This is a genomic window from Piezobacter thermophilus (assembly GCF_055386745.1).
The window spans coordinates 1,558,704-1,581,934 of sequence record NZ_AP042380.1 but is presented as its reverse complement, the minus strand read 5'-3'; the positions used below and the strand labels follow the sequence as shown (position 1 = coordinate 1,581,934).

Below are 23,231 nucleotides of genomic sequence, written 5' to 3'. Positions count from 1 at the left end.
CACGCTGACGGGAGGCTCTGGACATGGACAGGCGCTGGTTTCTGGGGGCGGCACTGGCGGCGACCGGATCGATGGCGACACGCGCCTTTCCCGAGGCCGCGGCCGGGGGCGAGTTGCGCATCGGCCTGACCGCCGTGGTGGTACGGGAATATGCGCGCTCGTTCGTGGACCTGCAGAGCTATCTCAGCGTCCGGACCGGGCGGGCGGTCAGCTTCGTTCAGCGGCGGACCTATGCCGACATCATGCAGATGCTGGGCCGCCAGGAACTGGAGGCCGCCTGGATCTGCGGGTTCCCCTACGTTCAGCGGCGCGACCCGGAGTATCTGGAACTGCTGGTAGCGCCGGTCTATCGGGGGGCGCCGCTGTACCGATCCTACGTGATTGCCTCGGCCAGCAGCTCCGCCCGGGGGATCGAGGACTTCAGGGACAGGGTGTTTGCCTATTCCGATCCCGATTCCAATTCCGGCTATCTGGTGCCGCGGGTGGCGCTTCTGGATGCCGGGCACGATCCCGAAGCCTTCTTCAGGTTCACCTTCTTCACCTACAACCACGCCGAAACCGTGACTGCCGTGGCCGACGGGGTCGCCGATGGCGGGGCGGTGGATTCCTATGTCTACAACGTCGTCGCGAGATACGAGCCCGAGCTTGCCCGGCGGACGAGGGTGGTGTCGGCCTCGCGCCAGTTCGGCTTTCCCCCCATCGTCGTGCACCGGACGCTGGATGCCGAGGTCGCGGACCGCCTGCGCAACACGCTGATCGGGATGGCGAGCGAGCCGACCGGCCGGGCCTTGCTGGGGCGCCTGGACCTTGACGGGTTCCAGCAGGTGTCGCCCTCGCTTTACGACTCGATCCGCGAGCTGGCCGCAAGGGCCCGGGCGATCGGCCGTGCGGGGGATGCGCCATGATCCGGAAATGGCCGAAACTTCCTTCCATGAGCCTGATGACAAAGGTTCCCCTGATGATAACCTTGGTGGTCTTTGCCTCGACCCTGATCATCGGGCTGCTGGTCATCGAACGGGACTGGAGCCGCCAGCGCACGATACTCGAAGCCCAGACCCTGACCCTTGCCCGTGCGACCGCCGCCGCCGGCAAGGCGCATATCGTCAACACGGACGTCTGGGCCCTTTACCGGATCCTGCGGCAACTGGGCGAACGCGGCACCGATGGCGCGGGTCTTGCCCCCGTGGTCGAGGCCGCCTTCCTGCAGCCGGACGGCACCACCCTTGCCCATACCAACCCGCGCGCGCATCCGGTCGGCCTGAAGCTTGCCTCCGGGTCCGAGGCCGGGGCCGAGCGGCTGGCGCAGGCGATCGGGGCCGAGGCCGCGCAGCTTCTGCCCGAGGATGTGCGCGGGCAGGGTTTCATCGACGCGGTCGCGCCGATCACCATCGACGGGGTGAAGGTGGGGCTGGTGCTTCTGCGCAGCTCGACCGCCGGGCTGATCGCCCAGCTTCGCACCGATGCAATCGTCGTGATCGCCTTCTCGGTCGGGCTTGCCATGGTCATGAGCCTGTTCGGAACCTGGCTGTCGCGCCGCATGGTGCGCCCGCTGCAGAACCTCGCCGACGGGATCGACGCGGTGGCGCGCGGCGATCTGAGCGGCATCCGCAACCTGCAAAGGCCGGGACGGGACGAGATCGGCCAGGTCACGCGACAGTTCAACCGGATGGTCGAGGAGCTGGCCGAGAAGAAGCAGCTGGAACGGGAACTGGCCGCATCCGAACGGCTGGCCGGGCTGGGCCGGTTCGCCGCCGGTCTGGCGCACGAGGTCAACAATCCCATCGGCGGCATGATGAACTGCGTCCAGATGCTGTCCCGACGACCGGACGACGCGGAACTGGTGCGCAGATACGTCCCGCTTCTCGACAACGGCCTGCGCAGCATCTCGGCCACCATCCAGGCACTTCTTGGTGAGCTGAGGGGCGACGAGAAGCGAACGCCCTGCAAGGTCCGTTGCCTGACTTCGCTCGAAGAGATGGTCCGCTCCGAGATCGGAGACCGGCAGATCCGGCTGGACTGGGTCGTGGACACGGCCGACCTGTCCGGTCTGGCGGTGGATTGCACCTGTCCGCACATCCACCAGATCGTCGTCAACCTGACACGCAACGCGATTGCCGTCATGCCCGATGGCGGGCGGCTGAGTTTCACCTCGCGCAAGGTGGGGGAGGAGCTGGAACTGGTGGTTGCCGATACCGGCCCGGGAATGGATGACGAAACCATGGAGCGCCTGTTCGAGCCCTTCTATTCCACCCGCCCGGGCGGGTCGGGGCTGGGCCTGTGGATCACCTACCGTATCGTCGAGCGCATGGGGGGAAGCATCCGGGTCGAAAGCCGCCCCCGCAGGGGCACTCGCTTCGTGGTGACGCTGCCGCTGGTCGAGTCGCAGGCGCGCGCCGGAGGAGAGAAGATCCGTGCAGCCTGACAGCGAAAACCGCCCCGAACTGCGGCCGCGGATTCTGGTGGTCGATGACGACCGGATCATCCGGGTGACCCTGCAGGACCGGTTCCGGATGGAAGGGTTCGAGGCCGAGGCGGTCGCGGACCTTGCCTCGGCGCGGGATGCGCTGGCCCGGGCGCGGGTGGATCTGGTGGTCACCGACATCCGGCTGCCTGACGGCGACGGGCGCGACCTGTTCCGGGAAATCTGCCGCGCCCATCCCGGCGTGCCGGTGGTGGTGATGACGGCCTATATCTCGGTTCCCGATGCGGTGGCGCTGACCAAGGCGGGGGCCGTGGACTATCTGACCAAGCCCTTCGATCTGGACGACCTTGTGGCCAAGTCGCGCCGCGCGATCGAGCGGGCGCGCGATCTGGGCCGCGCGCCGCTGGTGTCGCCCGACGGTTCGGCCGCCCTGCCGGGGTCGGGGATCCTCGGGCGCTCGGCAGCGATGCGACAAGTCGAGGAGATTGCCGCGCGGATCCGGGACGTGACCTGTTCGATCCTGATCACCGGCGAATCCGGCGTCGGCAAGGAGGTCGTGGCCCGCTTCATCCACGCCAACTCCACCCGCGCCGCCGGGCCCTTCGTGGCGGTGGATTTCGCTGCGCTGACCGAAGGGCACCAGCATGCTGAACTGTTCGGAGAGGAAACCGGCGCCGCAGGGGGGCTTCGACCGGGGCGGTTCGAACAGGCTCAGGGCGGCACCATCTTCCTGGACGAGATCGGCGAGGTGTCCGAGGAGATCCAGCTCAAGCTGCTGCGCGTGCTCCAGGATCACGCGGTCGAGCCGGTCGGGGCCGATCGGCCCGTGCCGCTGGACGTGCGGGTGATCGCGGCCACGCAGGTCGATCTGGAAGTCGAGGTGCGCGAGGGCCGGTTCCGCGCCGACCTGTTCTGGCGCCTCAATGTCCTGCCGATCCAGATCCCGCCCCTGCGCGAGCGCCGCGACGACATCCTGTTTCTGGCCCGCCGCCTTGCCGCCGAACACGCCCGGAGGATGAACCGCCCCGTGGAGGGGTTGTCCGCGGCCAGCGAGGAGCTTCTTTCCGGCATGGATTTTCCCGGCAACGTGCGCGAGCTGCGCAACATGATCGAACGCGCGGTGGCACTTGCGCAGGGGCCGCGCATCCAGGAACACGACCTGTTTCCCGCGACCGAGACCGCCCCGCGGGGGGGCGGGCCGGTCGCCGGGGCCCCGGTGCGGCTGAAGGACAGTGTCGAGGAAACCGAACGCCGCGCGATCCTGCGCGCGCTGGAGCAATCCGGCAACGTCCTGACCGTGACCGCAGAAAACCTCGGGATTTCGCGCAAGACCCTGTGGGAGAAGATGCGCCGCTATGGTATCGCGCGGCCCTGAGGTGCGGATGCGCGCGAATGCCGCCGTTTCGGCGTATCCCGGGGGTCACAAAACGTCGCGGACAGCGTTTGCACCCTTGAAATTCGGCGGAAAAAGCATCATTTAACGGCGCGTCCCGCGCTCTGGCGGGTCGAAGAGAGATGGAGTGACCATGGCCAAGGAAGATACGCTCGAATTTCCCGGTGTCGTGAAGGAACTCCTGCCAAATGCGACATTTCGGGTCGAGTTGGACAACGGCCATGAAATCATCGCTCATACGGCAGGAAAGATGCGCAAGAACCGCATCCGGGTTCTGGCCGGCGACCGGGTTCAGGTGGAAATGACCCCCTACGATCTGACCAAGGGTCGGATCAATTACCGTTTCAAGTAACGCCGCGCGTTCATGGCGTTGATTCTCGGATCGGGCAGCCCCCGGCGGCTGGACCTGCTAGGCCAGCTCGGCGTCGTGCCCGATCATGTGCGCCCCCCCGAAATCGACGAAACCCCCGCAAGGGACGAACTGCCGCGTCCCTATTGCGTCCGCATGGCGCGGGAAAAGGTGCAGGCCGTGCCGGCCGGTGCCGATGACATCGTGCTGTGCGCCGATACCACCGTCGCCATGGGCCGGCGCATTCTGGGCAAGCCGACCGATGCCGGCGAGGCCGCCCGCTTCCTTCATGCCCTTTCGGGCCGGCGTCACCGGGTCATCACCGCCGTGGCCGTTCGCCGGGGCGCGCAGCTGTGGGAACGCGCGGTGATCAGCCAGGTCCGCTTCAAGCGGCTGTCCGAGGTCGAGGTGAACGCCTATCTGCGCACCGGCGACTGGAAGGGCAAGGCCGGCGGCTATGCCATTCAGGGCCTGGCGGGGGCCTTCATCCCGTGGATCAGCGGATCGTTCACCGGGATCGTGGGGCTGCCGCTGGCCGAGACGGCGAATCTTTTGCAGGCTGCAGGCTATCCGCTGTATGGTGACGCGCCGTGAAGGGGCGCAGCGTCATACTGGATCACGTCGAGGGCCGCGAGGCGGCCGCGCTCGTGGTCGACGGGCGGCTGGAGGATTTCCTGATCGCGGGCGACGCACCCGCGCCGGGCACCATCTACCGGGCCCGGGTGGGTCGGCCGGTGAAGGGGCAGGGAGGGGTGTTCGTGGACACGCCCGACGGGCCTGCCTTTCTGCGCCAGGGGCGCGGGCTGGCGGCGGGATCCCTGATACTGGTGCAGGTGAGCGGATATGCCGAACCGGGCAAGGCCATTCCGGTGACCCGGCGGCTGCTGTTCAAGAGCCGCCACGCCATCGTCACGCCGGATGCGCCGGGGATCAACCTGTCGCGCGGCATCCGCGACGAGGCCGAGCGCGACCGGCTGCTCGCGATCGGACATGAAGCAGCCGTCGGCGGGGCATCGGAGGAAGCGCCCCACGGGGTGATCCTGCGCTCGTCCTGTGCGGGTGTGGATGCGGGCGACATCGCGGACGACATCGCCGTCATGCTGGAGCTGGCCGGAAAGGTTCTGGCCGATGACGGCACTGAAGTCGAACGGTTGATGGATGGCGACGGGCCGCATGTGCTGGCCTGGCGCGAATGGACCGACCCGGCGGAAATTGTCACTGGCGCCGGCGGCTTTGCCGCGCATGGCGTGCTGGAGGCGCTGGACGCGGCCCGGGAGGCGGTCGAGCCCCTGCCCGGCGGGGCCACGATGTTCGTCGAGTCCACCCGCGCGCTGGTTGCGGTCGACGTCAACACCGGGGCCGATGCCTCGCTGGCGGCGGGGCTGAAGGCGAACCTGGCCTGCGCGCGCGCCCTGCCGCGGGCGCTGCGGGTGCGCGGGCTGGGCGGGCAGGTGACGCTGGACCTTGCGCCGATGCCGAAGAAGGACCGGCGCCGGTTCGAGACCGCCCTGCGCGCGGCCTTCCGGGCTGATTCGGAAGAAACCGTTCTGGTCGGTTGGACGCCGCTGGGACATTTCGAGCTGCAGCGCAAACGCGGGCGGGTCCCGCTGCGGGAGGTCCTGGGATGAGCTGTCCGATCTGCGGCGCGCCGGGTGCGCGCAAATTCCGCCCCTTCTGTTCGCGCCGCTGCGCCGATATCGACCTGGCGCGGTGGCTGAAGGGTGCCTATTCGATCCCCACCGACGAGAGTCCCGAGCAGGACGAGACCCCGCCGCAGGCCGCAGGGGAAGACGACCGGCTGCACTGAAAAAAGCGACAAAAAGCATCTGGACACTTCTCGCGAACGACCCTAGAAGACCCCCACCCAAAGGCAGTCGCCTTTCCCGTGCCCGGGTAGCTCAGGGGTAGAGCAGTGGACTGAAAATCCTCGTGTCGGTGGTTCGATTCCGCCCCCGGGCACCATTCATCACCTCCTGACCACGGTTTGAACGGTGCGAGAGGCTTTCACGCCCCGCGACGCAGACCCGGCGAGAATGCGGGATGGGCCAGTCCTGTCCGATTCGTGCGTACGTCCCCGCGAAATCGGCCGGCTACGACCCTTTCCCCCGTGATGGGCGGAAACTTCCGCGAACATGGTGAACTTCTTTTGTTCTGGTTTGTTCCAAAAAAGTTCTTTACATCGGCGGGCAATTGTGGGAACAAATCATCAACAAATGATTAATGCCTGACAGAACCGCACCGAAGACCGGAGGCCCGCCATGCTGGACCAGATCGTGACCGCCTTTCAGCGCTCTCGCGCGACGCTGCTTCAGGACGCGGCGGGGGTTGCGTCCCTGGTCGTGCTGCTGGTGGTCGTCCTGCATCTGCCGGGGTTCTGAGCCACACGTTTCTGCCTGCGATCTCGTGCCGGGGGTGCGACCTGTCCCACATCCGCAAGACCGGCTGCGGCCGGCCTGCGCGGCACCCGCCGGATGCCTCACGAGACCCGCACCACCTGCCGCCGCCATTCCCGCCCGGGATGTGCGGCGGTTCTTTTCCGCCGCTTTCCACCTCGGCCTATTTTCGACTCCGCCGCCGGGCGAAGACGCTGCGCGCGAGTTTCAGGGTTTCGTTTTCCAGCGCCGTCAGCCCGTCGCTGGCGGCCTGCCCGTCTCCGGCCTCGATGGCATCGGCGATGGCCGTGTGCAGGGCGACGATGGCCTCGCGCGAGCGCGCCGTGAAAGTGATCATGTTCATCAGCGGCTGCATGGCCTCTACCGCCCCGGCCAACTGGTAGCTCAGCACCGGGTTGCCGGCCCCGTCCACCAGCGCCCGGTGAAAGGCCACGTCCGAGGCGCAAAAGGCTTCGTCGGTCAGCCCCGGCTGGCCCTGGCGGAAGATCTCGGCCCGCATGGTGGCCAGGTGATCGGCCGTCCGCCGCTGTGCTGAAAGTGGCGCGCAGGCCCGTTCCAGCGCATAGCGGGCCTCGCAGGCGGTCTCGAAACTGACCGCGTTCATGGACAGCAGCAGGGTCGAGGTGGTGATCTGCTGGGAATAGGCGTCCTCGAAGCTGAGGCGGTTGACGAAGGCCCCACCGGTGGCGCCGCGCTGGGTGCGGATCAGCGATTGCGCCGCCAGCCGCTTGAGCGCCTCGCGCACGGTCGGGCGCGAGACGCGAAAGTGCTCGGCCAACTCGGATTCGGAAGGCAGGCGTTCATCTACGATGAGATCGCCGTTGATGATCGCATCGCGGATGGCATCGGCAATCTGCACCGACAGGTCGGCCGTACTGTTGGGGTCGATTTTCATGCGCGCCCTGCCGATCTCATTCGTCCGATTTCATTTGTCTGACATTTTTTATTTGTCTGACATTTGAAAACCTGACATTCAGAGTGCACGGATCGAGTCGCGCGTGCAAGGGGCTGCGGGAATGCTTGCAAACCGGATCAGAGCCATGACGGCGCCGCATTGGCTGGCATTGTTCGGGTTGATCCTTGCGGCCTGGGTCGTGCTTTACCTGATGGCGGTGCCGGCCGGGCTGCGCGGTGCGGCGGCGGTTTACGGCTCTGATTTCTGGGCCGGCCTTTGCGTCGTGACGCCGGATGCGGCGGGTTTTGCGCGGGTGGCGGGGATGTGGGTGCTGATGTCGGCGGCGATGATGGCGCCCACCGTGCTGCCGGCGCTGGCCACCTACGAGGATCTGACCCGTTCGGGGGCCGGAGGGCGGATGTGGTTGCTGCTGGCCGGTTATCTGGCCGTGTGGTTCGGCTTTTCCCTGCTGGCGGCGGCGGCGCAGGTGGGGCTTTATGGGGCCGGGTTGCTGGACCCGCTGGGGCAGAGCGCCAGCCGGCTGTTTTCGGCCGCGCTTCTGGGCGCGGCGGGGCTTTACCAGTTTTCGGCGCTGAAGGAGGCCTGCCTGTCGAAATGCCGGATGCCTCTGACCTTCTTCATGCAGCACTGGGAGGAGGGGCCCTGGCGCAACGGGCTGCGGCTGGGTGTGGTCTGCCTTGGCTGTTGCTGGGCGCTGATGCTGCTGGCCTTTGTGGGCGGGGTGATGAATCTCGCCTTCATGGGGCTGGCGACGCTTTTCATGGTGCTGGAGAAACTGCCCGAGATCGGACGCTATCTGACCCGGCCCATGGGGCTGGCCCTGGTTGCGGCGGCGGGGTGGATGATTTTCACGGCTTTCTGAGGGAAAGGAGAAACGGAAAATGGCATTGGACGGCGAAGTGGGCACGGTGCCCTGGGCCATCAAGGGGGAGCTGATCCTCAACTGCAACTGCACGGTGTTCTGCCCCTGCGTGATTTCCCTGGGCCAGCACCCGCCGACCGAGGGCCATTGTCAGGCCTGGGCCGGGGTGCGGATCGACGAGGGCCATTATGGCGAGGTCGATCTTTCCGGGCTGAATGTGGGGCTGTTTCTGGAGATCCCCGGCAAGATGGCCCGCGGCAACTGGAAGGTGGCGGCCTTCATCGACGATCGGGCCAGTGACGCGGCCTTCGAGGCGCTGGTTGCGGTCTTCTCGGGGGCGGCACGCGGCACCACGGGGTTGTTCGGCATTCTGGTGGGCGAATTTCTGGGCGCCGAACGCTCGGAGGTGGTGTTCGAGACCGAGGGCAAGGAGCGTCGCCTGCGGGTCGGCAAGAAGATCCAGGGGGCGGTGGTTCCGGTCGAGGGCAAGGACGGCAAGGAGATCGTGGTAACCAATACCGAATACTGGATGGGCCCGGACATCACTGTCGCCACGGCGACCAAGGGTCGGGTGCGCGCCTTCGGGCGGGTGTGGGATTTCGACGGGCGTTCGGCCGAGATCTGCCAGATCGACTGGCACGGGCCGCGCTGAGGGGTGCAGGCGCCGCGAACGCCGCGGTTGCCGCGGCGTACCTCCGGCGGGAGTATCTGGAGCAAGAGGAAGCAGGGGCGCGGCGCGATGTCGGCCCCGCTGTCGGACCCCGGTGACGGGGAGGTGCAGGGAAAGGGAGAAGGGCGATGTTCAACGCATTGGTCGTGCGCAAGGACGAAGAAAGCGGCAAGACCAGCGCCGCGGTGGAGCAGATCGGCATTGACGATTTGCCGCAGGCCGAGGTTCTGGTGGCCGTTGAATATTCGACGGTGAACTACAAGGACGGGCTGTGCATCGGTCCGGGCGCGGGGCTTGTGCGGCATTATCCGCATGTGCCGGGGATCGATTTTGCCGGCACGGTCGAGGAGTCCTCGGATCCGCGCTACAAGCCCGGTGACAAGGTGGTTCTGACCGGCTGGCGCGTGGGCGAGGCGCACTGGGGCGGCTATGCCCAGAAGGCGCGGGTCCGGGCCGACTGGCTGGTACCCTTGCCCGAGGGGCTGGACACGCGGCAGGCGATGGCGGTCGGCACCGCCGGGTTCACCGCGATGCTGGCGGTCATGGCGCTTGAGGATCACGGGCTGGAGAAGGATCACGGGCCGGTTCTGGTGACCGGCGCGGCGGGCGGCGTCGGATCGGTGGCCACGGCGATCCTGGCCAATCTGGGATATGAGGTCGCTGCGGTCACTGGGCGGCCCGAGACCGAATCCTATCTTCGCGGGCTGGGGGCGGCGCGCATCGTGCCGCGTGAGGATCTGGCCGAGGTCACCCGCAAGCCTCTGGAGAGCGAGACCTGGGCCGGCTGTGTCGATGCGGTGGCGGGTGCCATGCTGGGGCGGGTGCTCAAGCAGATGAAATACGGCTGCTCGGTGGCTGCGGTGGGTCTGGCAGGCGGCGCCGCGATCGAGGGGGCGCTGATCACCCCCTTCATCCTGCGCGGGGTGAACCTTCTGGGCATCGACAGCGTGATGCAGCCCTATGAGAACAGGCTTCGCGCCTGGGAAAGGATTGCCCGCGACCTGCCCATGGACAGGCTGGAGGCGATGATCCAGCCGGCGCGCCTTGCCGATCTGCCGCAGCTTGGCGCCGATATCCTCAAGGGCCGGGTGCGCGGCCGGGTGGTGGTGGATGTCAACGCCTGACGCGCTTGAACCGGGGCGGGCGATGCGCTAGCCCGGTTGCGCCGCGGCGGGACCGGCCCGCCGCGGCGGCCTTCGGGCCCGCGACAGGGGTGAAGAGGGAGCGCCACGGGTGACCCAGCTTGATGTCGAATTCGTCCGCAGCCAGTTCCCGGCCTTTTCCGAGGCCGCCCTGCGGGATCAGGCCTTTTTCGAGAATGCCGGCGGCTCATACGCCTGCCGGCAGGTGGTGAACCGGCTCGACCGCTTCTACCGGGCGCGCAAGGTGCAGCCCTATGGCGCCTTCGCGGCCAGCCGACTTGCCGGGGAAGAGATGGACGAGGCGCGCGCGCGCATGGCGGCGCTGCTGGGCGTTGCCCCGGACGAGCTGAGCTTCGGCCCCTCCACCTCGCAGAACACCTATGTGCTGGCGCAGGCCTTCCGGCAGTGGATGCAGCCGGGCGAGGCGATCGTCGTCACCAATCAGGATCACGAGGCCAATTCCGGCCCCTGGCGGCGGCTGGAGGCGGAGGGGATCGAGATTCGCGAATGGCGCATCGACCCGGTGAGCGGGCATCTGGACCCGGTCGCTCTGGAGCCGCTTCTGGACGAAAGCGTGCGGCTGGTCTGTTTCCCGCACTGCTCGAACGTGGTGGGTGAAATCAACCCGGTGGTCGAGATCACCGCCATGGCCCATGCGGCGGGGGCTTTCGTCTGTGTCGATGGTGTCTCATACGCGCCGCACGGCTTTCCCGATATCGGGCAGCTGGGGGCCGATATCTACCTGTTTTCCGCCTACAAGACCTATGGGCCGCATCAGGGGGTGATGGTGATCCGCCGGACCCTGGGCGAGATGCTTCCCAATCAGGGGCATTTCTTCAACGGTGACGTGCTTTGCAAACGCTTCACCCCGGCCGGGCCCGACCACGCGCAGGTGGCGGCCTGTGCAGGCATGGCGGATTATGTCGAGTCCCTTGCCGCCCATCACGAAGGGCCCTCGGGGGGCGGTACCGAGACCGGCGCCTTCGTGCACGACCTGATGCGCGCCCATGAAACCGGCCTGCTGCAACCGCTTCTCGACGCCGTGGCCGGGCGCAAGGGGGTGCGGCTGCTGGGGCCGGCGGATGCGCGGCAGCGGGCGCCGACCGTGGCGCTGGCGCTGGAGGGGCGTGCGGCGGAGCCGGTGGCAGCACGGCTTGCCGAACACGGGATCATGGCCGGGGGGGGCGACTTCTACGCCGTGCGCCCGCTGAAGGCGATGGGGATCGATCCCGCCCAGGGCGTGCTGCGGCTGAGTTTCACCCATTACACCACCGCCGAAGAGGTCGAGAGGCTGATCGCGGCGCTGGAGCAGGTGTTGTAAGCTGCGGGCGGCGGGTGCTTGTCAGCGCCGCGGCGCTGGCCTAGCCTGCGGCCGGACGCCAACACGCATCGGAGCGCCCATGCCCACCGCCGCCCGACTTGTCGCTGCCCTGTGTCTTGCACTGCTGGCCTTCATCGTTTCGGGGCAGGTCAAGGACCAGTTCCCCGAGGGCACCTATTTCGGCTGGTTCACGCAGGTGAATATTGCGCTGGGGCTGGTGGTCGGCTGGACCGTGATGGGCCGGCGGGCGGGCCGGGGGATCACCTCTGCCATCAACAACGGCATCACCGGGGTCGTGGTGCTCCTGTTCTGGGGGCTGTTCGTCCAGGCCGCCAACAAGATGATCGAACTGGCCATGCGCAACCGATATGGCGGGCCGTTCGAGGCGTTGACGGACGTTCTGCGGATCATGGGCGATTACGGCCTGAAACTGCTGACGCCGGGCATCATTGCCACCTTGCTGATCGGTGCGCTCGTCTCCGGCCTGGTCGTCGAAAAGACCTCGAAGATGTGGCGCTAACATACTGACAAGGAAGGACGACAAGGTTGCCAGAGCTGTTCCTCTACGGCACGTTGCGGCATCTTCCGCTGCTTGCGGTGGTGCTGGGCCGCGATGCCCGGCAGATCGAGGCGGCGCCTGCCGAACTTGCCGGGTACGATCTGCGCGCGGTCGAGGGAGAGGTCTTCCCCATGCTCGTGCCGGCCCCTTCCGGGCGCGTGCGGGGGATCGTGCTGCGCGGGCTGGGCGAGGCCGATCTCGACCGCCTGCGCTTCTACGAAGGCGGGTTCGGATACGCGCAGCAGCCGGTGCGCCTGCGCGTGGACGGAACGGAGGTGGCGGCGTCGGCATTCCTCCCCCGCGCCCAGGCGTCGGCCCGCCTGCGCCCGGCCGGGCCATGGCGTCTGGCGGAATGGGTCGAACGCTGGGGTGCGATGGAGCTGCGCGCGGCCGAAGAAGCGATGGCCTGGCACGGGCGCCTGCCGGCGGATGAGGTCGCCCGGCGCATGGGCCCGATTCGCCGCCGGGCATGGGCATGGCTGGCCGCGCGCGCGCGCAGCCCGGCGCGCGATGCCGGCCGCCGGGTCGAGGTGCTGGAACATCGGCGGGCGTGGCTGAACTTCTTCGGCATGGAGGAGGCGCGGCTGCGCTTTCTCCGCCATGACGGCACCATGAGCGCGCCGGTGGAGCGCGCGGCCCTGATGGTGGGCGATGCGGTGGTGGTGCTGCCCTACGATCCGGCGCGCGACTGCGTACTGCTGACCGAGCAGTTCCGCGCCCCGGTGTTCCTGTGCGGCGATCCCGACCCCTGGACATGGGAGCCGGTCGCGGGCCTGATCGATGCCGGCGAGGTGCCCGAGGACGCCGCCCGCCGCGAGGCGATGGAAGAGGCCGGGCTGGAGCTGGCGCGGCTGGAGCCGGCGGGCAGGGTCTATTCCTCGACCGGATCTTCGGGCGAGTTCCTGCACCTTTTCGTCGGCATCGCCGATCTTTCGGCGCCGCGCCGGGCGGGCGGTGGCGTGGCGGCCGAGGGCGAGGACATCCGCACCCGCATCCTCGGCTATGACGCGCTGATGCGCGGGGTGGACGAATGCCGATACCGGGACATGCCGCTGGTGACGGTGGCGCTGTGGCTGGCCCGGCACCGCGATCGCCTGCGCAAGCGCGCTTGAGGTCGGGGCGGGGCGCGGTTACACCGGAATCTGTCAAGTGAAACGGGAGAGCCCCATGCGCATTGCACGCGATCTGGCCGGACTGATCGGGAACACGCCGCTGATCCGGCTGCGCAAGGTCAGCGAGGCCACGGGCTGCGAGATCCTGGGCAAGGCCGAGTTCATGAACCCCGGCCAGTCGGTGAAGGACCGCGCCGCGCTTTACATCATCCGCGACGCCGTCGCCCGGGGCGAGCTGCGCCCCGGGGGCACCATCGTCGAGGGCACTGCGGGCAATACCGGCATCGGCCTGGCGCTGGTGGGGGCGTCGATGGGCTTTCGGACGGTGATCGTCATTCCCGAAACCCAGAGCGAGGAAAAGAAGGACATGCTGCGCCTGGCCGGGGCCGAGCTTGTGCAGGTGCCCGCCGCGCCCTACCGCAACCCCAACAACTTCGTGCGCTATTCCGAACGTTTGGCCGCCAGGCTGAACGAGACCGAGCCCAATGGCGCCATCTGGGCCAACCAGTTCGACAACCTCGCCAACCGGCAGGCCCATGAGGAGACCACCGGCCCCGAAATCTGGGACCAGACCGGCGGCCGAGTGGATGGCTTCGTCTGCGCGGTGGGATCGGGCGGCACGCTGGCCGGGGTGGCGCGGGCGCTGCAGCCCAGAGGCGTGAAGATCGGGCTGGCCGATCCCATGGGGGCGGCGCTCTATTCCTACTACACCACGGGCGAGCTGAAGGCCGAGGGCAGTTCCATCACCGAAGGCATCGGGCAGGGGCGGATCACGAAGAACCTGGAAGGGCTCCGCCCCGACATGTGCTGGCAGATCCCCGACGAGGAGGCGCTTCCCTTCGTCTTCGACCTGCTGCAGGAAGAGGGGCTGGTCATGGGCGGCTCGACCGCGATCAACGTGGCCGGCGCGGTGCGCATGGCCCGCGAGATGGGGCCGGGGCACACCATCGTCACGGTGCTGGCCGATTACGGCACGCGCTACCAGTCCAAGCTGTTCAACCCGGTGTTCCTGGAATCGAAAGGCCTGCCGGTACCCGACTGGATGAGCCGCGCCCCGGCCTCGATCCCCGGCGTGTTCGAGGACACATGACCCGTCCGGGCCGGATCCTCCTCCTGCTGGTTTTCCTGCTGGCGGGTGGTCTGGTCGGCAGTCTGGCCGGGGGTGCGGCCACGGCGCAGATCACCGATTCGCAGCGCGACTATCTCGCACGATGGCAGGAAACCGCCCGGCGCGCGGAAGAGGTGATCGATGCCGCGCGGGCCTCGAACGCCGCACTGGAGCAGCTGCGCAGGGATCTGGTCAGCTACCGCGAGACCTTTCGCAAGACCCGCGATGCCAACCGAAGCCGCCTGGAGTCGCTCAGGGCACAGCTGGACGTTCTGGGCCCCCCGCCCGAGGACGGGCGCGAAGAGCCCGCCGATCTGGCCGAACTGCGCGCCAGCCTTCAGCGCCAGTATGACGAGTTGCGCGTGCCCTCGGTGGTGGCTGACGAGGCCTTCACCCGCGCCAACGGGCTGATCGCCGAAATCGACCGGATCGTGCGTGAAAGACAGACCCGGAAGATCCTGCATCGGGGGCCATCGCCGCTCGACCCGTCCGGCTGGTCCGAGGCGCTGCGGGATCTGAGCATCGCCGCCCAGGCGCTGACCGGCGAAACGCAGGCGCAACTGGCACGCCCGTCCACCCGTGAACAGCTGCGCAACAACGCCCTGATCATTGCCGCGCTGTTCGGCGTGGGAATGGTGCTGCTGTTCAGGGCCCGGGCCTGGTCGCGGCGAATCGGCGACTATTTGCAGAGATTCGGCGGCCGCAATACCGGGCTCTGGAGCGTCCTGGCGTCGGTTCTCGTGCTGCTGTTGCAGATTGGGGGCGTCGTGGCCATCGCGGTGGCGGTCCGTATCTCGGGGACGCTGGGATTTCGCGGCTCGCTGATCCTCGAGGCGGTGCCGGCCTGGGTGTCGATTTTCCTGTTCTACAGGTGGCTGGCCGATCAGCTTCTGGCGCTGCGCACTTCCGGAACCCTTGCCGACATTCCCGAAGCCCGCCTGCGGCAGGCGCGGCGCTACATTGCGTTGCTGGGTGCGCTTGTGGTGCTGCGCGGGGCGGTCAACCTGTTCGAGCAGTTGCAGAACATTTCCGAAGCCTCACGTGCGGTGATCGGATTTCCGGGCATCATTGCCACCGCCTTCGTCCTGATACGCCTGCAGGTGATCGGCCGCGCCATTCGCGAGGGGGACGGGACCGAGGGCGCACAACCCGCCCAGCGCCCGGCCTTCGGCGGTGCGGTCATGCTGGTTCGCCGGACCGTCCTCGTTCTTGGGGCTGTTGCGCCGCTGCTTGCAATCGCCGGCTATGTTTACGCCGCCGAAGCGTTGATCTATCCGGTGGTGCTGTCGCTCACGCTGATCTCGGTCGGGATCATCCTTCACCGGGTTCTGACGGATCTTTACGGGCTCGTATCCGGCTGCGGCAGCGAAGAGGCCCGCGGCACGCTGTTCTCGGTTCTTGCGGGCTTTGTCGTCACGGTGCTGCTGCTGCCGCTGCTGGCGCTGACCTGGGGCGCGCGGGTGGCCGACCTGACCGAGATCTGGTCCCGCTTCCTGAACGGGTTCCAGATCGGCGACATGCGGATTTCGCCCACCGGCTTCCTGATCTTCGCGATCGTCTTCGGCATCGGCTATGCGCTGACCCGGCTGGTCCAGAGCAGCCTGCGCAGCTCGCTTCTGCCCAAGACCGACATCGACCCCGGCGCGCAGAACGCGATCGTGGCCGGCACCGGTTACGTGGGGATCTTCCTCGCTGCGCTGGCGGCAATCACCTGGGCCGGGTTCGACCTGTCGTCGATCGCCATCGTCGCCGGCGCGCTTTCGGTCGGGATTGGCTTCGGCCTGCAGACGATCGTGTCCAATTTCGTCTCGGGCATCATCCTTCTGATCGAGCGGCCGATCGCCAAGGGGGACTGGATCGAGGTCGAGGGCACCATGGGCTATGTGCGCGACATCTCGGTGCGCGCGACCCGGGTGGAAACCTTCGACCGTACCGACGTCATCATTCCAAACTCGTCACTGGTGACCGGCACAGTCACCAACTATACCCGCGGCAACACCGTGGGGCGGGTGATCGTGCCGGTGGGGGTGGCCTATGGCAGCGACACCCGCAAGGTGGAGAAGATTCTGCTCGAGATTGCCAATGCGCATCCGATGGTGCTGGCCAATCCGGCGCCTTCGGTGGTGTTCCAGGGCTTCGGCGCCGATTCGCTCGATTTCGAGATCCGCGCCATCCTGCGCGACGTGAACTGGGTGCTGTCGGTCCGCTCGGACATGAATTTCGAGATCGAGCGCCGCTTCCGCGAGGAGGGAATCGAGATCCCCTTCGCGCAGCGCGACATCTGGCTGCGCAACGCGGACGAGCTGGCACGCGCGGTTTCGGGCACGGCCCCCGCCGTCCCCCGCTCGGACCGCCAGTCGGGGCAGAAGACTCCGGGCGGGGCGGAGAAGGCCGGCGAAGGCCCGAAGCGGCCCGATACCGGCGACATGGAGGCCGGCGATGACCTGTGAGCGGCGCGGCCGTCCGCGCCCGAGCGGCCAGGCGGCGCCCGCAGAGGAGGAGGGGCAGGACCGGTCATGGAGCTTTGGCAACAGATCCTCTGGGGCGGCATATTCATGGGGCTTTGCCTGCTGATCCAGACGGCCGCGCTGGTTCTTGCCAGTTCGGTGGTGATGCGCCTTGCCGCGCATCTGGGCCACTGTCCGCGGGCGCTGATTTCGGTGGCGATGATCCTGTCGGCGCTTGTCTTCATCCTTGCGGCGGTCACGGTTCAGGTCTGGATCTGGGCCTGGGTCTATGTGTCATACGAGGCGCTGCAAAGCTGGAACGACGCAATCTATTTCTCGCTGGTGACCTTTTCGACGCTGGGCTATGGCGACATCACGCTCGAGCCGGGACTGCGCGTCTTCGGTGCCTTCGCCTCGGTCACCGGGGTGCTGGCGATCGGCCTGGGCACCGCCTTCCTGATCGCGCTGATGACGCGGCTGATGAAGGACCGGCTTCTGCTGAACCCGAAGGACGACTGACGCGGCCGCCTCCGGCCCCGGCATTTACAGGATGGGAGCGAAGAGCCGCGCCACCGGCGCGCCATAGCGGATATGCGCGGGCTGTTCGGAAATCGTCTTTGTCAGTTCGTAGCTGTTGGCGAAATCTTCCAGGAACATCTCTTCGGCGGTGGCGGCGGCGCGTTCGTCGAAGAACAGCGCCATGGCCTCGAAATTCAGACGGAACGAGCGGTTATCCAGGTTGGTCGTGCCCACCGCCGCCAGCGCGCCATCGACGACGAACGCCTTCTGGTGCATGAAGCCGTCGGTATAGCGGAACACGCGCACGCCGGCTTCGATGATCTCGTCGAAATAGGCGAAGGCGGCCAGCCAAGGGATGCGGTGATCGGCCCGGTCGGGCAGCAGCAGGCGCACATCCACGCCGCGGAAGGCGGCATGCTTGAGCGCGGCCATGATGTCCAGATCCGGCACGAAATAGGGCGAGGCGATCCAGACCCGGCGCTGCGCCGCGGCGATGGCCGAAAAGAACATCAGGCTGCCGGTTTCCTCGGTCCGGTCACCCGGCCCGGTGGCCACGATCAGGGCGGTGGCATTGTCGGGGTCGCGCTCGGCATTCCAGTTGAGCAGGTCGAGCAGCAGCTCGTCGGTGTACCAGTGCCAATCCTCGACGAAGATGAGCTGCAGCTGCTGCACGATGGGGCCGCGCATCCGGATGTGGGTGTCGCGCCAGCGCCCCAGCGACGGGTCGCGCCCCATGTATTCGTCGCCCACATTGTGCCCGCCGATGAAGCCCACACGCCCGTCCACGATCACCGTCTTGCGGTGATTGCGATAGTTGATCTGGAAGCGAAAGCGCGGCCCGTGCTGCTTGTCGCGGTCCACCACCTTGACCCCGGCCTGGCGCAAGCGCTCGGAATAGGCGCGCGGCAGCTGATAGCTGCCGACCGCGTCGATCATGAACCACACCCGCACGTTACGCCGCGCGGCGGCAATCAGGCGCTCCTGCAGCTCGCGCCCGAGCTTGTCGTCGCGGACGATGAAGAACTGCACCATGACATAGTCCTTCGCGGCATCTATGGCCTCGAAGATGGTGGCGAAGGTGGCCTCGCCGTCGATGAGCAGATCGGCCCCGTTACCGCTGACCGCGGGCATGGTGGTGATCGCCTCGAACGGCGCGATGTTGATGGTGCAGGCGGCACAGTCGGCCGGATGGGTGGTCGCGAACGAGCGCAGCCCCTCCACCACGCGCCGCGATTCCAGCCGCGAGATGCGGTAGCCGCGAAACCGGTGATGCCCGAGGACGAGGTAGAGCGGCACGCCCAGGAAGGGCACCGCCATCAGGAACACCACCCAGCCGACGGCGCCCTGCGGCGTGCGCGCGGTGGCGGCGGCGCGCACGGCGCTGATCGCGGCCAGCCCGTAGATCACGACGACGGCGACCGAACTCAGGGCGGTCCAGTATTCCATGCCTTCTCCCGTTTCGGCGCGGCGGAAACCTGCGTGCCCGGACTAGTCCCGGCCCTGCTTGCGGCCCGCCTTGAGCAGGATCGACAGCAGCGGGCCGATCAGCGATGGCAGCGCCGAGCCCAACGGGTCGCGGGCGATGCGGCGCAGGCTGCGGGCGGTGTCGCGCGCTTCCTCGGCCATGCCTTCCAGGTCGGCCTCGAGCTCGGCCTGGGCCAGGTCGCGCAGCTCGGTGACGGGCTCGAGTTCCGGGCCCGGCCGGATGCGCCTTGCAATAATTACGAGGACGACGGAGAGCACGGCGTTGGCCAGCGCCACGAGTGCGGCCGCTGCCTGGGGCGAGACCCACACGGCAAGCGTCCGGAAGGCCGCCACGTTGAGCATCAGCAGCGCAATCAGCGCCACCAGCCCGGCAAAGGCATAGACCACGGCCCGGTTGAGCGCGACCGCCATCTCGCGGCGGGCGATCATCCGTTCGGTGCGCAGGATGATCATGATGTTGCGGCTGATCCGTTTCATCCCTCGGCCCTTTCCATGTTGCCCGATCACTTGCTCAGACGCCCGAGCACGAACCCTAGCGCAAAGATCGAAATGGCGGTGAGGGCCGGGCGCTTGCCCATCAGCTCGCCCAGTTCGGAGACGAGCTGATCCGCCAGCCCGTCGAGATCCGGCGCGTCCACCCCGTGCGCCTTCAGGAGCTCGGCAATGGCCTGTTCCGGCGTCCGCTCGGCCTCTTCGCCGCCACCGCCGTCCATGTCCTCGCCGGTTGCGCCGGCCTCCTCCGGGGCGTCAGGGGCCGGCGCGCGGGAGCGGGGCGCATCCTCGCGCGCCTCGGCCAGTTCACGCCGCAACAGTTCAAGTTCCCTCTCCAGTTCGGCCTTGGTGACCATTCCGGTTCCCCGCTCTCGCCCCTCTCGCCGCCTTCGCGCCGGATCGGGGGCGCATTACCCGTTCTTGCGCATCCGGTCGAAGGCGGTCTTGAGCCGGATCCCCAGTTCACGCGCGGCCTCGCCCACCTCTTCGGCGGATTTTTCCAGCTGCGCCTTGCGGGCGAAATCCATCCACTCGGCCATCAGCTTGTCCCATTCCTCCTCGGCCTCCTTCGTGCCAAGGTGAAGCTGCAGCCTCAGCTCGTCCCGGGTCTGTTTCAGCTTTTCCACCCATTCGTCGAAATCGTTCATCGGCAAACCTCTCTCTTCCGCCTGGGTCGCGTTTCACGGCACATGTTGCATCGTAAATGCCTGTCATGCAATGTTTCCCTGTTGCCGGGCGCCCAGCCCGCCATTGCTGCCGAGGCCGATCATGCGCTCCTCTCAGACCGTTTCAGCCGACGCGCTGCGCTGGTTCGCGCTGATTTCCGCGACGCTGCTGATCTCGGTCTTCTTCGTGCGCATGATCCAGGGGATGATCGAGCCGCTGCTGCTGGCCGCGATCACCGGCGCCATCGCGCAACCGTTCGAGCGCCACGTCTCGCGCCTTCTGGGTGGGCGCCGGGTTCTGGGCAGCGTGGTGACGCTGGTGCTGATGATCCTGGTCATCATCCTGCCGCTGATGGGCCTGATCGCGCTGGCGGTGTCGCAGGCCGATGCCTTCGCCAGCGGCGTCGGGCGGCTGGCCGGCCGGATCGGCGCCACGGACTGGCCGAACCTGGTTCCCGACTGGGTGCCGTTCGGAGGCGACCTCGAAGCGCTCTGGCCCCGCATCCTGAACAAGCTGGGCGACCTGCTGCAGGCGTCGGCGGCGTTCTTCGTGTCGTCGCTGTCCTCGATGACGGTAGGGGCGGCGAATTTCTTTCTCAAGCTGTTCGTGTTCTTCTATTCCCTGTTCTTCTTCCTGCAAATGGACACGCCGATCACCCTGCAACTGCTGCGCTTCACCGGGCTGGCACGGCAGACCCAGCTGCAGCTCAACGAACGGATCATGTCGGTCAGCCGGGCGACGATCCAGGGCACGCTCGTCATCGCCGCCATCCAGGGGGTCCTGGGCGGGCTCAGCTTCTGGGTGGCGGGCGTGCCGGGGGCGGCGTTCTGGTCGGTGGTGATGATCGTCATGGCGGTCCTGCCGGCGATCGGCGCCCCGGCGGTGCTGTTCTTCGGGGCAATCTACCTGGCCGCCCGCGGGCAGTATCTCGAGGCGGTCGGGGTCGCCATCTGGGCGGCGGCGGTGGTTTCGACCATCGACAACGTCCTGCGGCCCGTTCTCGTCAGCCGCGATGCGCGGCTGCACGACATCGTCATCCTCGTCAGCACGCTGGGCGGGCTTGGCATGTTCGGCGCCTCGGGGCTGATCCTCGGGCCGGTGCTGGCGGGGCTGTTCGTGACCATCTGGACGACCATGGCCGAAGAGATCGCAAATGCCGGCCGGACCGCGCCCCCCGGCGACGACGGGGGCGCCGGCCCGGCGGAGTCGCGCGAATGAGCGATCCGGCGACGACCGGTGCGCGGCGTATCCTCGTGCCCCTGCGGGCGTTGCTGGAAGCCTTGCGTCGTTTCGACGCCAAGAGCGGCTGGGTACTCAGCAGCCACGTGGCCATGTCGATGATGCTGTCGCTGTTTCCCTTCATCCTGTTCGTGGTCGCCCTGGGCGGTTTCCTGTCGCGCGAGTTCTACCTTGCCGCGTTCCTCGACGATCCCGAGGGGCTGAACCGTCTTGTGGATCTGGTCTTCGGCACATGGCCCGAAGCCATAAAGGAGCCGCTGGTGAGCGAACTGCGCCGGGTTCTGGAAGCCGACAATTCGCGGCTGATGACGGTGGGCGGGCTGCTGGTGCTCTATTTCGCCTCGAATGGCGTCGATGCGGTGCGCGAGGCGATGACGCGGGCCTATCACGATGTCGATCACAGGCCGTTCTGGAAAACCCGGCTGCTGAGCCTCGGCTTCGTCGTCGCCGGGGCGGCGGGTCTGCTCGGCGCGGCCGGGATCGCGGTTGTCGGGGCGTTCTACACCGGTGTAGCCAACGAGGCCGTGCACTGGCGGGTGCTGGACTGGCTCAGCGAGGGCGGGCTGGGGCGGGTCATCATCATCGTGATGCCGATCCTGGCGATTCTGGCGGCACATGCATGGCTGCCCGCGCGGCGGCACCGGTTGCGGCAGATCCTGCCGGGAGTTGCCCTGACCATTGCCGGCTGGGCCGCTATCGGCAAGGGGTTTTCCTGGTATGTCAGCGCGTTCGGATCCTATTCCGCCACCTATGCCGGGCTGGCTGGCGCCATGGCGGCGCTGATCTTCCTTTACCTGATCTCGGCCATCCTGATCCTTGGCGCCGAGTTCAACGGCGCCCTGATCGACATGACCGGCAATGGTGGGGGCAGGGACTGGGACGGGGACTGATCCGCGCCCGGCGTTTTCTGCCGCCTGTGCTCCGCCCGGGCCGACACGCCCTGGCCCGCTGCGCTGCAAAAAAAGGCCGAGCACTAAGCTCGGCCAAAGTCCAACAGGGAGGTATGAAGATGATGCGCAATCAGGCGCCATCGCCTTCAGGTGCTCATTTATGCGTCACAGCCGAGACGATCAAGGACGAACATGTCGCACCCGCAGCATTCCCGCCATGCATTTTCTGCATGGCTTCGCCGCGGTGCCGCGGAACATGCATCTTGCAATCAGATTTTACCCAGCCGTTTCAGGCGCTTGCGGTGGGCGATGACTTCTTCCTGGACGAAATCCCGAAATGCCGAGATGCGCTTGGAATGACGCAGCTCTTCCGGATAGGCGAGGAAGACGGGCACCTCGTTGGATTCGATTTCCGGCAGCACGCGCACCAGGTCGGGGAATTCTTCGGTCAGATAGTCCGGCAGCACGCCGATTCCCAGATCGTGCAGCACGCCCTGGAGAACGCCGAAATAGTTGTTCACGGTCAGGCGCGACTGCGGGTTCTCGGCCAGCAGGCGCTGGACCAGAATCGCGCCGGCCGCCACCTGGGGCGAGGAGGGGCTCTGGCTGATGAGCCGATGATTGGCGATGTCCTCGATCCGTTCGGGCGTTCCCGACCGGGCCAGATAGCCGCGCGAGGCATAGACCTGCAGGCGCACGGTCATCAGGCGCTTGCGGATCAGGTCGGCCTGGCTGGGTTCCTTCATGCGGATGGCCACGTCGGCCTCGCGCATGGGCAGATCGAGCACCCGCTCCTCCAGCATCAGGTCGATCTTGAGGTCGGGGTAGCGCTCGTAGAGCGTGGCCAGACGCGGCGCCAGCCACAGTGTGCCGAAGGCCAGCGTGGTGGTCACCCGCAGCTGACCGAACACTTCCTCCTCGGAGTCGCGAATGCGGGCGGCGGCGGTCTCCAGCCGCTTCGACATGGCGCTGGTGGCCTCGAACAGCAACTCGCCCTGTTCGGTGAGAATCAGCCCCCGCGCATGGCGGTGGAACAGGGTGGTGCCCAGGGATTCCTCAAGCGCCCGAATCTGCCGGCTGACCGCCGATTGCGACAGGTTCAGCCGGTCACCGGCATGGGTGAGGCTGCCCGCATCGGCAACGGCGTGAAATATTCTGAGCTTGTCCCAGTCCATGCCCGCAACTTTTCCTTTCCGCGGCTTTGCCTATCCGAAAGTTCACGCAATTTCGAGGCGAATTGAGCGGC

At 67.3% G+C, this 23,231-nt stretch carries 24 protein-coding genes and 1 tRNA gene; 19 read left to right on the top strand and 6 right to left on the bottom strand.

All coding sequences use genetic code 11. The features are described from left to right. The first annotated feature begins 23 nt into the window (after positions 1-23). The 8 genes from ACZ5CM_RS07705 (at position 24) to ACZ5CM_RS07670 (ending at position 6,126) form a co-directional block, all read left to right on the top strand. A complete protein-coding gene (locus tag ACZ5CM_RS07705; RefSeq protein ID WP_464642350.1) occupies positions 24-905 on the top strand; it encodes a substrate-binding domain-containing protein in 882 nt (293 codons plus the stop codon). A 26-nt stretch (positions 906-931) separates the two neighbouring features. Beyond that, positions 932-2,422 carry a sensor histidine kinase gene (locus tag ACZ5CM_RS07700; RefSeq protein WP_464642348.1) on the top strand — a complete coding sequence of 497 codons (1,491 nt, stop codon included), beginning with the start codon at positions 932-934 and terminating at the stop codon, positions 2,420-2,422. Next, on the top strand, positions 2,412-3,797 hold the full coding sequence (locus ACZ5CM_RS07695; RefSeq protein ID WP_464642346.1) for a sigma-54-dependent transcriptional regulator: 1,386 nt from the start codon (positions 2,412-2,414) through the stop codon (positions 3,795-3,797). The genes ACZ5CM_RS07700 and ACZ5CM_RS07695 overlap by 11 nt, the downstream gene beginning before the upstream one ends. A 151-nt stretch (positions 3,798-3,948) precedes the next feature. After that, positions 3,949-4,167, top strand: a complete 219-nt coding sequence (gene infA, locus ACZ5CM_RS07690) for a translation initiation factor IF-1 (protein ID WP_023849011.1) — start codon at positions 3,949-3,951, stop codon at positions 4,165-4,167. 12 nt (positions 4,168-4,179) lie between these two features. Further along, the gene (locus tag ACZ5CM_RS07685; RefSeq protein ID WP_464642343.1) at positions 4,180-4,758 is read left to right on the top strand and encodes a Maf family protein; all 579 of its coding nucleotides are present in this window, start codon (positions 4,180-4,182) and stop codon (positions 4,756-4,758) included. Further along, positions 4,755-5,792 carry a ribonuclease E/G gene (locus tag ACZ5CM_RS07680; protein ID WP_464642341.1) on the top strand — a complete coding sequence of 346 codons (1,038 nt, stop codon included), beginning with the start codon at positions 4,755-4,757 and terminating at the stop codon, positions 5,790-5,792. Before ACZ5CM_RS07685 ends, ACZ5CM_RS07680 begins: the two co-directional genes overlap by 4 nt. Next, positions 5,789-5,971 (top strand): DNA gyrase inhibitor YacG, encoded by a 183-nt coding sequence (locus ACZ5CM_RS07675; RefSeq protein WP_464642339.1) that lies wholly within the window; start codon positions 5,789-5,791, stop codon positions 5,969-5,971. The genes ACZ5CM_RS07680 and ACZ5CM_RS07675 overlap by 4 nt, the downstream gene beginning before the upstream one ends. Positions 5,972-6,051: 80 nt before the next feature. Then, positions 6,052-6,126: transfer RNA gene (locus ACZ5CM_RS07670), tRNA-Phe, on the top strand. A 594-nt stretch (positions 6,127-6,720) separates the two neighbouring features. Here the strand turns inward: ACZ5CM_RS07670 and ACZ5CM_RS07665 are convergent. Continuing rightward, positions 6,721-7,452 carry a FadR/GntR family transcriptional regulator gene (locus ACZ5CM_RS07665; RefSeq protein WP_464642337.1) on the bottom strand — a complete coding sequence of 244 codons (732 nt, stop codon included), beginning with the start codon at positions 7,450-7,452 and terminating at the stop codon, positions 6,721-6,723. A 145-nt stretch (positions 7,453-7,597) separates the two neighbouring features. Between ACZ5CM_RS07665 and ACZ5CM_RS07660 the strand changes: the two genes are divergently transcribed. The 9 genes from ACZ5CM_RS07660 to ACZ5CM_RS07620 all read left to right on the top strand — a co-directional run bounded on the left by ACZ5CM_RS07660 (position 7,598) and on the right by ACZ5CM_RS07620 (position 17,213). Further along, a complete protein-coding gene (locus tag ACZ5CM_RS07660; protein WP_464642335.1) occupies positions 7,598-8,335 on the top strand; it encodes a DUF2182 domain-containing protein in 738 nt (245 codons plus the stop codon). A gap of 19 nt (positions 8,336-8,354) precedes the next feature. Further along, positions 8,355-8,987, top strand: a complete 633-nt coding sequence (locus ACZ5CM_RS07655) for a DUF1326 domain-containing protein (RefSeq protein ID WP_464642333.1) — start codon at positions 8,355-8,357, stop codon at positions 8,985-8,987. A 146-nt stretch (positions 8,988-9,133) separates the two neighbouring features. Further along, positions 9,134-10,129 (top strand): acryloyl-CoA reductase, encoded by a 996-nt coding sequence (acuI, locus tag ACZ5CM_RS07650; protein WP_464642331.1) that lies wholly within the window; start codon positions 9,134-9,136, stop codon positions 10,127-10,129. A 109-nt stretch (positions 10,130-10,238) separates the two neighbouring features. Beyond that, positions 10,239-11,468, top strand: a complete 1,230-nt coding sequence (locus ACZ5CM_RS07645; RefSeq protein WP_464642329.1) for an aminotransferase class V-fold PLP-dependent enzyme — start codon at positions 10,239-10,241, stop codon at positions 11,466-11,468. Positions 11,469-11,547: 79 nt separating this feature from the next. Beyond that, positions 11,548-11,988: a TrgA family protein gene (locus ACZ5CM_RS07640; protein ID WP_464642327.1), complete on the top strand. Its 441-nt coding sequence runs from the start codon at positions 11,548-11,550 to the stop codon at positions 11,986-11,988. A 26-nt stretch (positions 11,989-12,014) separates the two neighbouring features. Further along, entirely contained in the window at positions 12,015-13,139 is a 1,125-nt protein-coding gene (locus ACZ5CM_RS07635) for an NUDIX domain-containing protein (RefSeq protein WP_464642325.1), read from the top strand. 55 nt (positions 13,140-13,194) lie between these two features. After that, a complete protein-coding gene (locus tag ACZ5CM_RS07630) occupies positions 13,195-14,229 on the top strand; it encodes a cysteine synthase A (protein WP_464642324.1) in 1,035 nt (344 codons plus the stop codon). Continuing rightward, positions 14,226-16,697 (top strand): DUF3772 domain-containing protein, encoded by a 2,472-nt coding sequence (locus tag ACZ5CM_RS07625; protein WP_464642322.1) that lies wholly within the window; start codon positions 14,226-14,228, stop codon positions 16,695-16,697. Before ACZ5CM_RS07630 ends, ACZ5CM_RS07625 begins: the two co-directional genes overlap by 4 nt. A 66-nt stretch (positions 16,698-16,763) precedes the next feature. After that, positions 16,764-17,213 (top strand): potassium channel family protein, encoded by a 450-nt coding sequence (locus ACZ5CM_RS07620; protein WP_464642320.1) that lies wholly within the window; start codon positions 16,764-16,766, stop codon positions 17,211-17,213. 24 nt (positions 17,214-17,237) lie between these two features. Here the strand turns inward: ACZ5CM_RS07620 and cls are convergent, their stop codons facing one another. From cls to ACZ5CM_RS07600, 4 genes are read right to left on the bottom strand one after another with little or no spacing between them, the layout of a single operon-like run. Further along, positions 17,238-18,659, bottom strand: coding sequence for a cardiolipin synthase (gene cls, locus ACZ5CM_RS07615; RefSeq protein WP_464642318.1), 1,422 nt, complete (start codon positions 18,657-18,659; stop codon positions 17,238-17,240). Between the two features lie 42 nt (positions 18,660-18,701). Further along, a complete protein-coding gene (locus ACZ5CM_RS07610; protein ID WP_464642317.1) occupies positions 18,702-19,175 on the bottom strand; it encodes a hypothetical protein in 474 nt (157 codons plus the stop codon). Positions 19,176-19,201: 26 nt separating this feature from the next. Further along, positions 19,202-19,546: a hypothetical protein gene (locus ACZ5CM_RS07605; RefSeq protein ID WP_464642315.1), complete on the bottom strand. Its 345-nt coding sequence runs from the start codon at positions 19,544-19,546 to the stop codon at positions 19,202-19,204. Between the two features lie 54 nt (positions 19,547-19,600). Next, a complete protein-coding gene (locus tag ACZ5CM_RS07600; RefSeq protein WP_464642313.1) occupies positions 19,601-19,837 on the bottom strand; it encodes a hypothetical protein in 237 nt (78 codons plus the stop codon). Positions 19,838-19,958: 121 nt separating this feature from the next. Here ACZ5CM_RS07600 and ACZ5CM_RS07595 point away from each other — a divergent pair, with 121 nt between their 5' ends. Together ACZ5CM_RS07595 and ACZ5CM_RS07590 are read left to right on the top strand one after the other, a co-directional pair. Next, complete coding sequence (locus tag ACZ5CM_RS07595; RefSeq protein ID WP_464642311.1) at positions 19,959-21,074, top strand: AI-2E family transporter; 1,116 nt, start codon at positions 19,959-19,961, stop codon at positions 21,072-21,074. After that, on the top strand, positions 21,071-21,985 hold the full coding sequence (locus tag ACZ5CM_RS07590; RefSeq protein ID WP_464642309.1) for a YihY/virulence factor BrkB family protein: 915 nt from the start codon (positions 21,071-21,073) through the stop codon (positions 21,983-21,985). Before ACZ5CM_RS07595 ends, ACZ5CM_RS07590 begins: the two co-directional genes overlap by 4 nt. 269 nt (positions 21,986-22,254) lie before the next feature. Here ACZ5CM_RS07590 and ACZ5CM_RS07585 read toward each other — a convergent pair whose 3' ends face one another. Further along, on the bottom strand, positions 22,255-23,160 hold the full coding sequence (locus ACZ5CM_RS07585; protein WP_464642308.1) for a LysR family transcriptional regulator: 906 nt from the start codon (positions 23,158-23,160) through the stop codon (positions 22,255-22,257). Between the last annotated feature and the right edge of the window lie 71 nt (positions 23,161-23,231).

Coding starts and splice junctions, on each gene's coding strand:
- ACZ5CM_RS07640 (WP_464642327.1), top strand. CDS start 11,548: ATGCCCACCGCCGCCCGACTTGTCGCTGCCCTGTGTCTTGCACTGCTG.
- ACZ5CM_RS07605 (WP_464642315.1), bottom strand. CDS start 19,546: ATGGTCACCAAGGCCGAACTGGAGAGGGAACTTGAACTGTTGCGGCGT.
- ACZ5CM_RS07705 (WP_464642350.1), top strand. CDS start 24: ATGGACAGGCGCTGGTTTCTGGGGGCGGCACTGGCGGCGACCGGATCG.
- ACZ5CM_RS07600 (WP_464642313.1), bottom strand. CDS start 19,837: ATGAACGATTTCGACGAATGGGTGGAAAAGCTGAAACAGACCCGGGAC.
- ACZ5CM_RS07620 (WP_464642320.1), top strand. CDS start 16,764: ATGGAGCTTTGGCAACAGATCCTCTGGGGCGGCATATTCATGGGGCTT.
- ACZ5CM_RS07660 (WP_464642335.1), top strand. CDS start 7,598: ATGACGGCGCCGCATTGGCTGGCATTGTTCGGGTTGATCCTTGCGGCC.
- ACZ5CM_RS07700 (WP_464642348.1), top strand. CDS start 932: ATGAGCCTGATGACAAAGGTTCCCCTGATGATAACCTTGGTGGTCTTT.
- ACZ5CM_RS07595 (WP_464642311.1), top strand. CDS start 19,959: ATGCGCTCCTCTCAGACCGTTTCAGCCGACGCGCTGCGCTGGTTCGCG.
- ACZ5CM_RS07610 (WP_464642317.1), bottom strand. CDS start 19,175: ATGAAACGGATCAGCCGCAACATCATGATCATCCTGCGCACCGAACGG.
- cls (WP_464642318.1), bottom strand. CDS start 18,659: ATGGAATACTGGACCGCCCTGAGTTCGGTCGCCGTCGTCGTGATCTAC.
- ACZ5CM_RS07665 (WP_464642337.1), bottom strand. CDS start 7,452: ATGAAAATCGACCCCAACAGTACGGCCGACCTGTCGGTGCAGATTGCC.
- ACZ5CM_RS07625 (WP_464642322.1), top strand. CDS start 14,226: ATGACCCGTCCGGGCCGGATCCTCCTCCTGCTGGTTTTCCTGCTGGCG.
- acuI (WP_464642331.1), top strand. CDS start 9,134: ATGTTCAACGCATTGGTCGTGCGCAAGGACGAAGAAAGCGGCAAGACC.
- ACZ5CM_RS07675 (WP_464642339.1), top strand. CDS start 5,789: ATGAGCTGTCCGATCTGCGGCGCGCCGGGTGCGCGCAAATTCCGCCCC.
- ACZ5CM_RS07585 (WP_464642308.1), bottom strand. CDS start 23,160: ATGGACTGGGACAAGCTCAGAATATTTCACGCCGTTGCCGATGCGGGC.
- ACZ5CM_RS07655 (WP_464642333.1), top strand. CDS start 8,355: ATGGCATTGGACGGCGAAGTGGGCACGGTGCCCTGGGCCATCAAGGGG.
- ACZ5CM_RS07590 (WP_464642309.1), top strand. CDS start 21,071: ATGAGCGATCCGGCGACGACCGGTGCGCGGCGTATCCTCGTGCCCCTG.
- ACZ5CM_RS07630 (WP_464642324.1), top strand. CDS start 13,195: ATGCGCATTGCACGCGATCTGGCCGGACTGATCGGGAACACGCCGCTG.
- ACZ5CM_RS07685 (WP_464642343.1), top strand. CDS start 4,180: ATGGCGTTGATTCTCGGATCGGGCAGCCCCCGGCGGCTGGACCTGCTA.
- infA (WP_023849011.1), top strand. CDS start 3,949: ATGGCCAAGGAAGATACGCTCGAATTTCCCGGTGTCGTGAAGGAACTC.